This window comes from Ravibacter arvi, assembly GCF_039540405.1.
Lineage (GTDB): Bacteria > Bacteroidota > Bacteroidia > Cytophagales > Spirosomataceae > Ravibacter > Ravibacter arvi.
On record NZ_BAABEY010000029.1, the window covers coordinates 12631 to 26367 of the forward strand.

The 13737-nt window shown below is 52.0% G+C and carries 13 protein-coding genes; all 13 read left to right on the plus strand.

Annotation, left to right across the window (positions count from 1 at the left end; all coding sequences use genetic code 11):
* Positions 1 to 434 precede the first annotated feature (434 nt).
* Positions 435 to 1133 carry a CDP-alcohol phosphatidyltransferase family protein gene (locus ABD852_RS16260; RefSeq protein ID WP_345030799.1) on the plus strand — a complete coding sequence of 233 codons (699 nt, stop codon included), beginning with the start codon at positions 435 to 437 and terminating at the stop codon, positions 1131 to 1133.
* Between the two features lie 62 nt (positions 1134 to 1195).
* Complete coding sequence (gene spt, locus ABD852_RS16265; RefSeq protein ID WP_345030802.1) at positions 1196 to 2401, plus strand: serine palmitoyltransferase; 1206 nt, start codon at positions 1196 to 1198, stop codon at positions 2399 to 2401.
* Complete coding sequence (locus tag ABD852_RS16270; protein ID WP_345030805.1) at positions 2398 to 3519, plus strand: GNAT family N-acetyltransferase; 1122 nt, start codon at positions 2398 to 2400, stop codon at positions 3517 to 3519. Before spt ends, ABD852_RS16270 begins: the two co-directional genes overlap by 4 nt.
* Positions 3520 to 3644: 125 nt before the next feature.
* Positions 3645 to 4640, plus strand: a complete 996-nt coding sequence (locus ABD852_RS16275; protein ID WP_345030808.1) for an NAD-dependent epimerase/dehydratase family protein — start codon at positions 3645 to 3647, stop codon at positions 4638 to 4640.
* Positions 4641 to 4684: 44 nt separating this feature from the next.
* A complete protein-coding gene (locus ABD852_RS16280; RefSeq protein WP_345030811.1) occupies positions 4685 to 7291 on the plus strand; it encodes a DUF5686 and carboxypeptidase-like regulatory domain-containing protein in 2607 nt (868 codons plus the stop codon).
* A 10-nt stretch (positions 7292 to 7301) separates the two neighbouring features.
* Positions 7302 to 8036 (plus strand): NTP transferase domain-containing protein, encoded by a 735-nt coding sequence (locus ABD852_RS16285; protein ID WP_345030814.1) that lies wholly within the window; start codon positions 7302 to 7304, stop codon positions 8034 to 8036.
* The gene (locus ABD852_RS16290) at positions 8033 to 8920 is read left to right on the plus strand and encodes a hypothetical protein (protein ID WP_345030816.1); all 888 of its coding nucleotides are present in this window, start codon (positions 8033 to 8035) and stop codon (positions 8918 to 8920) included. The genes ABD852_RS16285 and ABD852_RS16290 overlap by 4 nt, the downstream gene beginning before the upstream one ends.
* Positions 8921 to 8935: 15 nt before the next feature.
* Positions 8936 to 9862 carry a CDP-alcohol phosphatidyltransferase family protein gene (locus ABD852_RS16295; protein WP_345030818.1) on the plus strand — a complete coding sequence of 309 codons (927 nt, stop codon included), beginning with the start codon at positions 8936 to 8938 and terminating at the stop codon, positions 9860 to 9862.
* The gene (locus tag ABD852_RS16300) at positions 9843 to 10892 is read left to right on the plus strand and encodes a lysylphosphatidylglycerol synthase transmembrane domain-containing protein (protein WP_345030819.1); all 1050 of its coding nucleotides are present in this window, start codon (positions 9843 to 9845) and stop codon (positions 10890 to 10892) included. Before ABD852_RS16295 ends, ABD852_RS16300 begins: the two co-directional genes overlap by 20 nt.
* A complete protein-coding gene (locus ABD852_RS16305) occupies positions 10870 to 11604 on the plus strand; it encodes an HAD family hydrolase (protein WP_345030822.1) in 735 nt (244 codons plus the stop codon). Before ABD852_RS16300 ends, ABD852_RS16305 begins: the two co-directional genes overlap by 23 nt.
* Positions 11601 to 12515, plus strand: a complete 915-nt coding sequence (locus tag ABD852_RS16310) for a PfkB family carbohydrate kinase (protein WP_345030823.1) — start codon at positions 11601 to 11603, stop codon at positions 12513 to 12515. Before ABD852_RS16305 ends, ABD852_RS16310 begins: the two co-directional genes overlap by 4 nt.
* Before the next feature lie 3 nt (positions 12516 to 12518).
* A complete protein-coding gene (locus ABD852_RS16315) occupies positions 12519 to 13073 on the plus strand; it encodes a DUF4833 domain-containing protein (protein ID WP_345030825.1) in 555 nt (184 codons plus the stop codon).
* A gap of 2 nt (positions 13074 to 13075) precedes the next feature.
* Positions 13076 to 13714 (plus strand): sterol desaturase family protein, encoded by a 639-nt coding sequence (locus ABD852_RS16320; RefSeq protein ID WP_345030827.1) that lies wholly within the window; start codon positions 13076 to 13078, stop codon positions 13712 to 13714.
* Positions 13715 to 13737 lie beyond the last annotated feature (23 nt).

The following is a 13737-nucleotide window of genomic DNA, read 5'->3' on the forward strand; positions in this document are numbered from 1 at the left end:
GTCAAAGGTTGGCGCCGGCTATCGGTAACCCCGTGAAAGGCGATGATTTAAAAGTAACGTAATAGACCTGCAATCCGTATCAGGGCTCACGAATGTTTTTTGGCAATCTTCCTTTCCGATCTCCCGCATGGGATTTCCGCCGCCGCTCCGGTTCGTTCGATTCACCCGCCGATTTGTCCGCTTCCCCCCAAATGTGTAATCATTTTGTAAAATCACACCCCAAATTTGTTCACAGTAATTTAAAACGAAGGATTTAGGAGGACATGGAATTAGCTTCATCAACATAGTGGAAATCGGAGGTCGGAAATCGGAAATCAGGCGGTCGCATACGCATCCCAACCGACCTCCGATTTCCGATCTCTGATTCCCGATTTCCGATTTCCGATTTCCGATTTCTGATTTCCGATTTCCCTCCAACGCCCAGCAATACCCCGATGGCGCAGAAACTTTTTGACGACAGACCCAGGACCAACTTCCTTAAAAAGCATGAACAGGCAGCCATTACCAGCCTGCTCGGCCGCGTACCGGCGAAGATAACCCCAGATGCTATGACCGGCGTGGGACTTGCCGGCAGCCTGATCGTGCTGACCGCCTTTGTTCTTTCCAAATATGTGCACCAGGGCTACCTGCTGCTGGCGATTGCGGGTTTAGCCATTAACTGGCTGGGAGATTCCCTTGACGGTCGGCTTGCCTACTACCGCGGCATCCCGCGCAAATGGTACGGATTTTCCCTCGACATCATAATGGATTGGCTCAGCACGTTCTTCATCGGGTTCGGCGGCATACTTTACGTGGGTGGCTGGGGAAGTCTTTTTGCTTTTTCCATCGTGGTAATGTACGGCTGGTCCATGATCATTGCCTTGCTCAGGTTTAAGGTCGCCGACCGCTACCAGATTGATTCGGGGCTGATGGGGCCTACCGAATTCCGGCTAATTCTCGCCGCAATTCTGATACTCGAATTTTTCTCGCCGGGCCTCCTCAGCTATTTCGTGGCGGCCATTGCGATCACCCTCTTCGCTGTCAACTTTATTGAGTCAAAAAAATTACTCACTACCGCTGATTTTAAGGATAAAAGAGACAAAAAAATTAGACAAACTGAAAATTCAGGGCCGTTTAGTAAACCACGGGAATAATCTAATTGTTACAATAAGGTTACTTCGGTATTAAGGTTTCATTAACAAAGGCAAACAAGACCATGAATGAAATTTTAAAGAATCGGATTGCTCAGTTCCAGGACGCTGAAGCTATCAAAAAAACCGGGCTATACCCATACTTCAGAACCATTTCTTCAGGACAGGACACTGTCGTTAAAATTCAGGGAAAGCCTGTCCTGATGTTTGGTTCCAATTCCTACCTGGGGCTCACCAATCACCCTAAAGTCGTAGAAGCCGGACAGCTTGCACAGCAAAAATATGGCTCCGGATGCGCGGGTTCCCGTTTTCTAAACGGCACACTCGATATTCACGAAAAACTGGAAACACGGTTGGCTGCCTTTACGGGAAAAGAAAAAGCCATTCTTTACAGCACCGGCTACCAGGCCAATTTGGGCGCATTGTCCTGCCTTACCGGCCGCACGGACTACATCCTGATGGACGAAAGCAACCATGCCTCCCTTATTGACGGCAGCAGGCTCTCGTTTTCAAAAATCATTAAATTCAAACACAACGACACCGCGGATCTCCGGAAAAAAATTGCGCTTTTACCCGAAGATTCCCTCAAACTAATTGCCACTGACGGCATTTTCAGTATGGAGGGCGACATCGCACGGCTCCCTGATATTGCCGAGGTAGCCCGCGAATACGGCGCATCAATTCTTGTCGACGACGCCCATAGTCTCGGCGTAATCGGCAAGAATGGCGCGGGAACAGCTTCTCATTTCGGCTTGGGAGACGAGGTGCACCTCATTATGGGCACTTTCAGCAAATCGCTCGCCTCTCTTGGTGGCTTTATTGCCAGCGACAACGACACAATCGAATACCTGAAGCACCGTTCGCGGTCGTTGATTTTCAGCGCCAGCATGACACCCGCAGCGGCAGCCAGTACGCTCGCAGCGTTGGATATCATCGAATTTGAGCCGGACCATATGGAAAGGCTGTGGGTGAACACCAGGTACGCCAAAGCCTTGCTATTGGAAAACGGCTTTGATATCGGCAGAACAGAAAGCCCCATCTTACCGGTTTACGTGCGAAACAACCACCTGACTTTCCTGGTGACCAGGCAGCTCCAGGAAGAAGGCGTATTTGTAAATCCCGTCATTTCCCCGGCGGTCAAGTCGGAAGACAGCCTGATCAGGTTTTCACTGATGGCTACCCATTCATTTTCGCAGATCGAAGAGGCCATCGATAAAATGGTCAGAGTGTTCCAGAGGATTGGCGTATCCAGGCAATTTTCACAGGTATGATCCACATTTCTACAGTCCGGGGGAAGTCCATGCTGGACAGCTTTATCGACTTCCCGCATGATTTGTATAGCGGCGACAGCAATTACGTTCCCGAGCTGTTTATCAGTCAGAAAGAGCTCCTGACCCCGAAAAAGAACCCGTTTTTCCAGCATGCGAAAATGGAGCTTTTCCTGGCGACACGCAACGACCGTATCGTCGGCCGGATTGCCGCGATCATCAACGACAATCACAATGCATTTGTCGGGAGACGGGAAGGTTTTTTCGGCTTTTTCGATTGCATCAACGACCCTGAAGTAGCTGCAAAGCTGCTGGAGACTGCCGCCGGATACCTGAGGGACAACAATATCGGGACCATGCTCGGGCCGGTAAACCCGTCTACCAACGATCCCTGCGGCACACTGGTAAACGGGTTCGACGGGCCGCCGGTAGCCATGATGCCCTATAACGCCGCCTACTACGACGCGCTCATCACGGAGAGCGGCCTTGTAAAATGGACCGATTTACTGGCCTATATTATCAAGCGGGAAGAACTCAGCGGACGCGTGGTAGCGCTCCGGGACTTGCTCCTGCACCGGTTGGAAAAAAATGGCATCACCATCCGCCCGATCCGCATGAAGGATTTCAAATCGGAAACGGACCAGATAAAGGCCGTCTACAATTCGGCCTGGGATAAAAACCTGGGATTCGTCCCCATGACCGACGCGGAATTCAACCGGCTTGCCGCGGAATTGAAGCTGATAATCAACCCGGAGGCATGTCTCGTAGCCGAAAAAGACGGGAAACTGGTGGCCTGGTTGCTGGGGATTCCGGATATTAACCAGATTCTCATCAAAATCAAAAAAGGGCGGCTTTTCCCGACCGGCCTTTTCAAGCTGCTGACCGGGCGAAAAAACATCACCACCGTGCGGGTATTGACGCTCGGCGTACTGGAACCTTACCGGAAACTGGGAATCGAAAGCGCCCTGTACACCACGCTGATCAAAAACCTGGAAAACACCAAAATAGACACCGCCGAATGTTCCTGGCTGCTGGAAGACAATCATGCCATTACCAGTGCAGTTGAAAAGCTGAATGCGAAGCCATACCGGCGCTACCGGTTGTATAGAAAGGAGTTGTGAGGGGTGAGGTATGAGCTTTGAGCTATGAGTTATGAGGGCAAGTCACAGACCGAATACCTCCTCACGACTCACACCTCACGACTCACACCTCACGACTCACACCTCACGACTCACACCTCATCCCCATGAAAGAAAAAGTCCTTATTACCGGTGCTAATGGATTTATCGGATCCCATCTGACGGAAGCATGTCTGCAGAAGGGTTTCGAAGTCCATGCCGCTGTACGAAAAAACAGCAGCATGGAACTTTTCCGCTCGTTGGTTACGCCGGCAGACAGTCTGAAAATAGTGTATCCTGTCTACGCGGACCGGGAAGAACTCGCGGACCTGTTCAAACGCGAGCGCTATACCTACATCGTCCATAATGCAGGCATTACCAAAACCCGGCAGCAAGAGACCTATAATCATATCAATGCCGAACTGACAAAAAACCTCGGTGCAGCCGTTGTCAATGCCGGCATCGATCTGCGCCGCTTTGTACTGATCAGCAGCCTGGCGGCCCTCGGCCCCGTTTCCTATGCCGGTCAAGGCGACAGGCCACGCCCGGTTACCGGGTACGGCAGGAGCAAATTGCTGGCGGAAACTTATCTCAGGGCGATTAAAGGGCTGCCGGTCACCGTCATCAGGCCCACTGCCGTGTACGGCCCCGGCGAAAAAGATCTCCTGATCGTATTTCGGCTGCTGGCCGGCGGGTGGGACCTTTCAATGGGCAGAAAGCCGCAAAAACTGTCGTTCGTCTATGTACAGGACCTGGTTTCGGCCATTTTGCTGGCGATGAAAGAACAACCGGGCAACTGGGCCAGCTTCGATATTTCAGACGGCGCCATGTATGAACGTTATGCACTTTCCGACGCCTTTGTCCGGTCAAGCCGGGTCAAAACCCGCCGGTTGCATGTTCCCACGCAGCTCGTAAAGGCGCTCGCGCTTCTCAATGAGGGGCTCTCGTCGGTCTCCGGCAGATACCCGGCACTCAATGGAGACAAAGTAAAAGAGCTCACTGCCGAAAACTGGTACTGTGACATTACGCCCGCAAGAATCGGGCTGGGATACGATCCGCAATTCAGCCTGGACAAAGGAATGGACGAAACCGTCCGCTGGTACAGGGCGCACAAATGGCTCTGAGAATTGAAAATTAAAATGGGAAGCCCCCGGGTTTCCTGTGTTTTATGAAAATTTCATCAATCAACAAAGATCAAAACATACACTGTTCGCCCGCAAAAGCTTGCAGGGCCAGGATTTTTTTTCTCGGCCTGCTGTTGCTGGCAGCCCACTTCCCTGTTGCTGCCCAGAACCAGGTAGTCAAAGGGAAAATAACGGATGCGCGTTCCAAAGAAACGCTTCCATTTGCCAGCGTTCTGGTAGAAGGAACGCCGAACGGCACCATGGCGGATGACGACGGCAATTTTGTCATTTCCGTACCGGCCGGGCACCAGACGCTCGTTTTTACCTACATTGGGTACGTAACGGAAAAAGTCAAAATACAAGACGGGCAACGCCAGCCGTTGGAGATAAAAATGACCGTTGACGCCTCTATGCTGAGCGAGGTCACCGTAAAAGCGCGGGGCCGTTACCGGAATCGGAATAACCCCGCGGTAGAACTCATCCGTAAGGTAATCGCCAACAAAGACAGCAATCGTGTTCTAAAAAACGATTACGTAGAATATGAACAGTACGAGAAAGTCACGCTTGCGCTCAGCAACCTGTCGGACAAGTTCGTAGAAAGAGGCATCTTCAAAAAATACCAATTCCTTTTCGAGGATGATTCTACAGCTGAAGGAAACCGTCATCAACTGCCCGCCTACATGCAGGAGCAGGTCTCGCAAATTTATTTCCGTAAAAATCCATACAAGCTGAAACAGTATATCAAAGCCGAAAAGAAAGCCGAATATGACAAACGTTTCGTGGATAATGACGGACTGACCAGCTACATCAACCGGCTCTACGAGGATATCGATATTTACAAAAACGACATTTCTATTGCGACCAACCTGCTGCTAAGTCCGCTTGCTTCCTCGGCGCCAACTTTTTACAAATTTTTCATCAGGGATACCATCAGAGACCATGAGCCCATGCTGATTGAGCTCGGGTTTGTTCCCCGCAACAAGGCCGACATGCTCTTCGAAGGAAAGCTGTACATCACGCTGGATGGTCACTACGCGGTCAATTACGCCTACCTCTCGGTTAACAAGGACATCAACCTGAACTTCATGCGCGGCCTTGAAGCAAAACTTGAGTTTGCCCGATTGGAAAACAACCGGTACAGGCCCGAACGCACCACACTTTCAATGGAGTTTGCCCTCAGCGACCGCGGCGCAGGTGTGCTCGGGCGGCGGACGGTCAGTTTCAGGAACTACGAAATCAACCGTCCCCATCCCGACGCTCTTTATTACGGTCAGCCCAGGGAATTCAAACCCGACAGCTCGGTTCTGAACAACGACTACTACTGGACCACGGCGCGCCATGTCGAGCTTGACCGAACGGAAAAAAATATATACCGGAATGTGGATTCTCTCCAGACGATTCCCTCTTTCCGGAGAGCGATGGACATTGCAACAGTTTTGTTCGCGGGCTACAAATCTTTCGGGAAAGTGGAAGTAGGGCCGATCAATACTTTTTACAGCTTTAACCAGGTAGAAGGCTTCCGGCTCCGGTTTGGCGGAAGGACTACCACCGAGCTCAGTAAACGGTATTATCTTGAATCGTATGCGGCTTATGGATTTAAAGACCAGAAATGGAAGTATTTCTTCGGCGGCACCTACTCACTCAATAACAAGTCCGTATACCATTTCCCGCTGCATTACATCCGGCTGAGCTACCAGCAGGACACCAAAATCCCCGGTCAGGACCTGCAATTCGTCCAGGAGGACAACTTCCTGCTTTCGTTCAAGCGCGGGAAAAACGACAGGTACCTTTACAACGATCAGTTGAAGCTCGAATATGTAAAAGAATTTGCCAGCAGGTTTTCTGTGAAGTTTGCCATAACAAAATGGGCCCAACGGCCCGCAGGGGCGTTGGAATACCGGCTCGCAGGCACCCCGGATGACGCGCCGATGCTGGTAAGAGAGCTTAACAATACCGACATCGGGATCGAACTCCGCTACGCTCCCAACGAACAATTCTACCAGGGCAAACTCTACCGGACACCCATCATCAACAAGTATCCCATTTACACACTTCGGTACAACTCCGGCGTCAAGGGCCTGATGCGCGGCGAAAACACCTATCATAGCGTCAATGCCTCTGTTTTCAAAAGGGTTTACCTCTCCCAACTCGGATTTGCCGACGTCGACCTGGAAGGCGGGTATATTTTCGGAGGCGGCATACCGTTCCCGCTGCTCATGATTCACCGCGCCAACCAAACCTACGCCTATCAACTGAATTCATACAACCTCATGAATTTCCTGGAATTCACGAGCGACCACTGGGCCGGTGTCAACGTGCAGTACTACATGAACGGCTTCCTGTTTAACAAAGTCCCGTTGTTCAAACGGCTGAAGTGGCGTGAAGTATTCAGCTTCAAACTCCTGAGCGGCGGGCTCCGGAACGAAAACGACCCGGCTTTTAAAAACGGTAACGTTTTTGAATTCATCAAAGACGACCAGGGGCGGCCGATTACCTACACGCTTTCCAGGCAGCCTTATATGGAAGCCAGCGTGGGAGTAGCCAATATTTTTAAACTGATTCGCGTCGACCTGGTGAAGCGCCTTTCCTATCTCGACCACCCGAATGTATCCGAATGGGGAATCCGGGCGCGCTTCAGGCTGGACTTTTAAACATATGCCCATGGAATATGCCATCATAGCTGCAGGAAAAGGAGAACGGCTGGCGCAGGAAGGAGCGTCGGCCCCCAAACCGTTGACCCTGCTCAATGGCGAGCCGATGATAGACCGGCTGCTCCGGTTTTTTACCGGGCTTGGCGCCGGCCGCATCCACGTGATCGTCAACGAATCGTCTCCCGCCCTTATCGGATACCTCAAGGACTGGCAGATGCGCGCGGCGGTTCACCTGGTGGTAAAAAACACCGAAAGCTCGCTGCACAGCTTTGCTGCGCTGGTCGCTTCCGGTATCCGGGGTGAAGTATGCCTGACGACCGTCGATACGGTTTTCAAAGAAGACGAATTCAGGTCGCTGATTCAATCCTTCAGAGCCAAACCTCACCTGGACGGGCTAATGGCCGTTACTTCCTTCGTTGACGATGAAAAGCCGCTCTATGTACGGACCGGCGACCGACTAAAAATAACTGCCTTCGAAGATAGCCCGTCTGCCGGAACCTCGTTTGTTTCCGGCGGGATCTATTGCCTCCGCCAACGTGCACTCGATCTGGCACTTTCGAGCGTAGACCTGCACGTAAGCCGTATGCGCAACTACCAGCGTGCACTCCTGGAACGGGGGCTCTCATTGGAAGCATTTCCGTTTTCCCGTATAGTTGATGTAGATCACCTTACCGATATAGCCGTTGCCGAAGAGCTTTTAAACACCGGGCTGATCAAAGACCCGACTATCACCACAGACTTATGAAAATACTGGGCATTTACAGAGGCGCTAAGTTTTCTCCCAATCACACCGCCAACGACGAAGCGATTTTCCGGCTGGCAGCACGTAACCTGGAAGTTCTGGGCGCTCAGATCAGCTTTATTTCGGAAACCGAATTCCTGGAATCGTCTCCCACCCCCCGATTTGTATTTACAATGGCTCGGGAGAAAGAAGTGGTCAGCCGGCTGAAAATGCTGGCGGAGGACGGGGTGCGGGTCACCAATTCGGGGACCGGCATCGGCAACTGCTACCGGGCACAGATGACGCAAATCCTGGTGGCCAACCGGGTGCCGCACCCAGGCAGCGTCATTATGCCTACCCGCGGAAAACACCTTCAAAAAACACTGGAAACCATTGCAAGTGACGGTTGCTGGATAAAGCGGGGCGACTTCCATGCACTTCACAAGGAAGACGTGGTTTACGTGCCCGACGTAATTCAGGCGGTTGAAATGCTGGAAGAGTTCGCACGCCGGGACATCGCGGAGGTGGTTGTCAATCAGCACCTCAAGGGAGACCTCGTCAAATTTTACGGCGTCCGCGGGACCGATTTCTTTTACTGGTTTTACCCGTACGACCACCATCACGTGAAATATCCCGAGACCCGGCAGCCTGCCCCCGGCATGGTACATAGCACCTTTGCAATTGACGACCTCAGAAAGGAGGCCAACCGGGCCGCAGCCTTGCTCGATGTTGATATTTACGGTGGAGATGCTATTGTTGCCCCCGACGGAAATTTTCACCTGATCGACTTCAACGACTGGCCCAGCTTTGCGCCCTGCCGGTCGGAAGCGGCGCCTTTCATTGCCAAAAGAATTATGGAGCGGTGCCTTGCCAAAGAGGGCGCAACCGTAGCAAACGCACTATTTTGACCAGCAGATACACCAATGGAGACCTCGACCGCTTTTCAGCAATCGCTGAAGTCCAATGATACAGAAGAACAAATCGACATCTGGTTCTACCGGCCGATAGGCTTCAGGATCGCCACGGTCTGCGCCCGGCTGGGCATCACGCCCAACACCGTTACCATTATCAGCATTTTTATTGGTGTTGCTGCGGGGATCCTGTTTTACCCGCAAAGCCTGGCGATCAATGCGGTCGGGATGCTTTGCCTGGTCATAGCCAATTCGCTCGACAGCGCCGATGGTCAGCTGGCCCGCATGACCAACAACAAAAGCCGCCTCGGCCGTATCCTGGACGGGCTGGCCGGCGATTTCTGGTTTGCAGCCATACACATTGCCATCTGCTTCCGCAGTATGGAAGAAGGGTGGTCGTCGTGGATCTGGTTCTGGGGAGTTGCCGCAGGGGCTTCGCATGTAGTCCAATCGGCAATGGCCGACTACTACCGCCAGGTACACCTGTTCTTTATCAAAGGCAGCAACGGCAGCGAACTCGACAACAGTGCAGACCTCGCCCGCGAGTATGAACAACTGTCCTGGCGCCACGACTTTTTTAAGAAACTCATTGCGAGGGGTTACCTCAACTATACCAGGCAGCAGGAGTTCTTTTCGCCAAGGCTGCAACGGTTCCTGCACGAAATAAAAACGCGGTTCCCCAATGGACTGCCGTTAAATTTTATTGCCGATTTCAGGACCGCCAACAAGCCGCTGATGAAGTATACCAATATTGTCCAGTTCAACACGCGGGTACTGTTTCTCTTCCTGTGGCTCCTGATTGACCAGGCCTGGCTGTACTTCTTTTTCGATGTATTTGTGCTCAATCCTATCCTGGTTTACATGTGTGTGAGACAGGAGGGGGTAAGCGCTCATTTTCTCAATAAACTGCAAACAACCGGTGAATACGAGGCGCTATAAGCTGCTATTTTTCGCCTTGGGCGTGCTGACGATGGCCGTGCTGGTTTACCGCACAGGCTGGCGTGAGATGGTCGGGCACATAGCCGGAATGGGTTATTGGCTCGCCCCGGTAATAGGCTCCTGGATCATCATTTACCTGCTGAACGCCTGGGCATTCCATGACATTATCTACGAACGCGATAAACCGGAAACGCGTCTCGCATTCGGACGGGTACTGCAGCTCACTATTTCCGGCTATGCCATCAATTATATCACGCCGTTTGTCGGGCTCGGAGGGGAACCGTACCGCATTATGGAATTGAGACCTATGCTGGGTATAGCCCGCGCTTCGTCGGCCGTTGTACAATACGGGCTGATGCACATGCTTTCACATGTGGTTTTCTGGCTGTTCTCGCTGGTACTCATTGTCGTATTTCTCGAGCCGGGTATGTTGCTGCTGACCGGATGTGCCGCGCTGCTCGCTGCGGGACTCCTGCTCGGATTCCTGTTTATGCGCATGTACCGACGCGGCTTCCTGGTGGCGGTACTTGTATCGGTTTCAAAATGGCCGCTCGTGGGTGGAAAGGCATCATTTTTCCTGGAAAGACACAGGGCCACACTGACCGGGATCGACGACCAGATTAAAACTCTCTATGCCGACAGGCGTTCTACCTTTTACCGGTCCATGAGCCTGGAATTCCTGGCCCGGATCGTGGGGTGCGCCGAAATCTACTTCATAGGTGCGGCCATCCATTTGGACATGAGCTGGCTCGATGCCTTGATTATCAGCTCCGGTTCGTCACTCTTTGCCAACCTGGTATTCTTCTTCCCGATGCAGCTCGGAACACGCGAAGGAGGCATGGCGCTGGCCCTGAAAAGTGTAGGTCTGCCTGCTGCGTCCGGTGTTTTTATCAGCCTGGTTACCCGGATCCGGGAACTCTTCTGGATCGCAGTGGGCTACGGCCTGATGTATTTCCAGGAACGTGGACAGGAAGAAATTTATTCCATCAAAACATCATCAACCAAACATGATAAAGGGGATCTTATTTGACTACGGCGGGACCATCGACACCAATGGTTTTCATTGGGCGGAGGTCATCTGGGAGCATTATCAAAAATACCGGCTTCCCGTCTCCAGGGAATTATTTCTCGACGCCTACCGGTTCGGGGAAAGGGCGCTTGCCGTCAACAACGTTGTGAAACCCGACTATGGTTTCCAGGAAGTGATGACGCTCAAAATCCGGTACCAGTTCGAGTGGCTGCAGCATAACGGAACGCGCCTTGCGGCCGCCCATATCGACTCTATTGCCGAAGACTGCACCTATTTCGCCGAATACGCCATTCAACAGGCAACACCGGTATTGGAGGCCCTCGCCGGACAACTGCCGATGGCGATCGTTTCCAACTTCTACGGAAACATTGCCACCGTGCTGCGGGACTTCGGCATTTTCGGCTTCTTTCAATCGGTGATCGAATCTGCCGTGGTAGGCGTTCGCAAACCCGACCCTCAGATCTACCGCCTGGGCGTCGCGGCACTCGGCCTTTCACCCGGCGAATGTGTGGTAGTAGGAGATTCTTTTTCCAAAGACATTGTGCCCGCCGCAATCGTGGGGTGCCACACCATATGGCTGAAAGGGGAAGCTTTCAGCGGCGATTCCGCCCCGGCGCAGCCACATCAACCCGATCTTATTATTTACGACCTGCTGGATCTGAAACCTGCCATTTCAGACTTAGACAAGGTCTTAAACCTGGCAAGCCAATGAAAAATTTCGAAATCTGTACGGTGGGACATATCACGCTCGACAAAGTAGTGACCCGTCAAAACACGCAAATCATGGCCGGCGGAACTGCCTATTACCTGTCGCGGGCATTGGGTCAGCTTGAGGTAAACGCATCGCTCGTAACGGCTATCGCTGCCTCCGACACAGCAATTCTGAAAGAAATCCGGAACCAGGGCATCCGGGTGTTTAACCTGCCGACCCGGAATACAGTCTACTTCGAAAACATCTACGGCGAAGACATGAACCGTCGCGATCAGAATGTATTACAGGTAGCCGATCCGATTTCACCTGATCAGTTCCCCGAAGTAAACGCGCGGTATTATCACCTAGGCGCCCTTCTCGCCTCCGATATACCGTTGGCGCTGATCCGGTCGCTGCATGGAAAAGGAAAGATATCGATGGATATACAGGGGCACCTGCGGCACCTGGTCTATCAGAAAGTCGCCTACCGGGATTGGCACGAAAAGCGGGAAGCGCTTCAATATGTGAGCATTCTGAAAACCAACGAGTTTGAAATGGAAGTGGTGACGGGAACAAAAGATATCTACGTAGGCGCAAACTACCTTGCCGACCTGGGTGTGGAAGAAGTAATTGTCACCCTCGGTGACCGGGGGTCCGTCATTCTTTCAGAAGGCAGGTTTACCCAGATCCCCGCATTTCGCCCCCAACAGGTAACGGACACGACCGGCTGCGGCGACTCTTACATGGCTGGTTATCTCTATAAAAGAGCCCGAAATGGCGGCATTGAAGAGGCGGGGCATTTCGGATCTGCATTGGCTTCGATCAAAACAGAACATTTCGGCCCGTTTTCAAGGGATGAGGCAGCCATAGAAAATACCATCGCCAGCGCGGAAAAAACGTTCGCAGTTCTCAAAGAATTACAATTCCTGTGAGCCATGTGGAGTTTAATGCTCTTGATTTTCTTCACCTTTTTCCCTAACTTCCTTGTTCGGGAAACCGAGCGCAGTCCGACGGAACCCGTCCATGAGTCCTTCCCGGTGCCTGCTTTTGAAGGACTTCTGTTTTATATTCAGCGGGATCCGAATACCAACACCATCTGTTATGCGCTGCAGACCGATCGTCACGGGAACCTCGCACGCAGCACACCGGTAAAACCATTCTGGATCCGGTATGCCGAGAATGGCGCTAAGACCGAACTCAACTACATCCAACGCACCTTCGCTTATGGTATAAAGTCGAAGCGAATCGGAGAAAACCAATACGAATTGCGGGCTGTCGCCTACCCGAAGCACCGCCTGGTCCTGAAAAAAGACCAGGACAACCGATACCGTGTCTTTACGGAAATTTATCAGAAAGAAAGCATTCTCAAACGCATATTCATCAGGATTGACGGCGGGACATTCTGGTCGCCTAATGTGTTGTACATCGAACTCACAGGAGTAGAGGCCGCAACCGGCAAACCCGTTGTTCAGCGAATTATTCCCTTATAGCCGTGAAAAAGAAATATATTTCAAACGCAACGGAGTCTACCAGGATGTTCAAAAACAATTTCCTGGAATCGCTCTCAAAGGTTCACTACAGCGTCCCGCTGTTTATCTACCTGCCGGTTATCGGCTTCTTTACCTGGACCGCCTTCTCGGAACACCGGCTGAGCCTGTTCCGGTACCTGGGCTGGTTTTCCCTGGGTCTGCTGGTATGGTCGGCCACAGAATACTTCCTGCACCGGTTTGTGTTCCATTTTCACCCGAAAGGTAGAATTATGGAACGCATTCACTTTATTTTTCACGGTGTACACCACGATTACCCCAACGATGCTAAGCGCCTGGTCATGCCGCCTTCCGCCAGCATACCCCTCGCCTTGCTCTTTTTCTTTTTTTTCAATACCTTACTGGACCCTCATCATCTATCCGGGTTCTTTCCAGGGTTTGTTACAGGTTACCTCCTTTACGATATGACCCATTATGCCCTGCATCACGCCAACTTTAAAAGCGGCTTCTGGAAAGCCCTGAAGAAACATCACATGACCCACCACTACCAGGACGAAACAAAGGGGTTCGGGGTAAGCAGTATGCTTTGGGACAAACTATTGGGGTCGGATTTTAAGAAAAAAGGGGTGAGTAATGAGCAGTGAGCTGTGGGGATTGGCGCTCAAAT

What these genes read in the sequence shown, in the direction of transcription:
- ABD852_RS16260 (WP_345030799.1), top strand. Translation starts at nt 435, where the DNA reads ATGGCGCAGAAACTTTTTGACGACAGACCCAGGACCAACTTCCTTAAA.
- spt (WP_345030802.1), top strand. Translation starts at nt 1,196, where the DNA reads ATGAATGAAATTTTAAAGAATCGGATTGCTCAGTTCCAGGACGCTGAA.
- ABD852_RS16270 (WP_345030805.1), top strand. Translation starts at nt 2,398, where the DNA reads ATGATCCACATTTCTACAGTCCGGGGGAAGTCCATGCTGGACAGCTTT.
- ABD852_RS16275 (WP_345030808.1), top strand. Translation starts at nt 3,645, where the DNA reads ATGAAAGAAAAAGTCCTTATTACCGGTGCTAATGGATTTATCGGATCC.
- ABD852_RS16280 (WP_345030811.1), top strand. Translation starts at nt 4,685, where the DNA reads ATGAAAATTTCATCAATCAACAAAGATCAAAACATACACTGTTCGCCC.
- ABD852_RS16285 (WP_345030814.1), top strand. Translation starts at nt 7,302, where the DNA reads ATGGAATATGCCATCATAGCTGCAGGAAAAGGAGAACGGCTGGCGCAG.
- ABD852_RS16290 (WP_345030816.1), top strand. Translation starts at nt 8,033, where the DNA reads ATGAAAATACTGGGCATTTACAGAGGCGCTAAGTTTTCTCCCAATCAC.
- ABD852_RS16295 (WP_345030818.1), top strand. Translation starts at nt 8,936, where the DNA reads ATGGAGACCTCGACCGCTTTTCAGCAATCGCTGAAGTCCAATGATACA.
- ABD852_RS16305 (WP_345030822.1), top strand. Translation starts at nt 10,870, where the DNA reads ATGATAAAGGGGATCTTATTTGACTACGGCGGGACCATCGACACCAAT.
- ABD852_RS16310 (WP_345030823.1), top strand. Translation starts at nt 11,601, where the DNA reads ATGAAAAATTTCGAAATCTGTACGGTGGGACATATCACGCTCGACAAA.
- ABD852_RS16315 (WP_345030825.1), top strand. Translation starts at nt 12,519, where the DNA reads ATGTGGAGTTTAATGCTCTTGATTTTCTTCACCTTTTTCCCTAACTTC.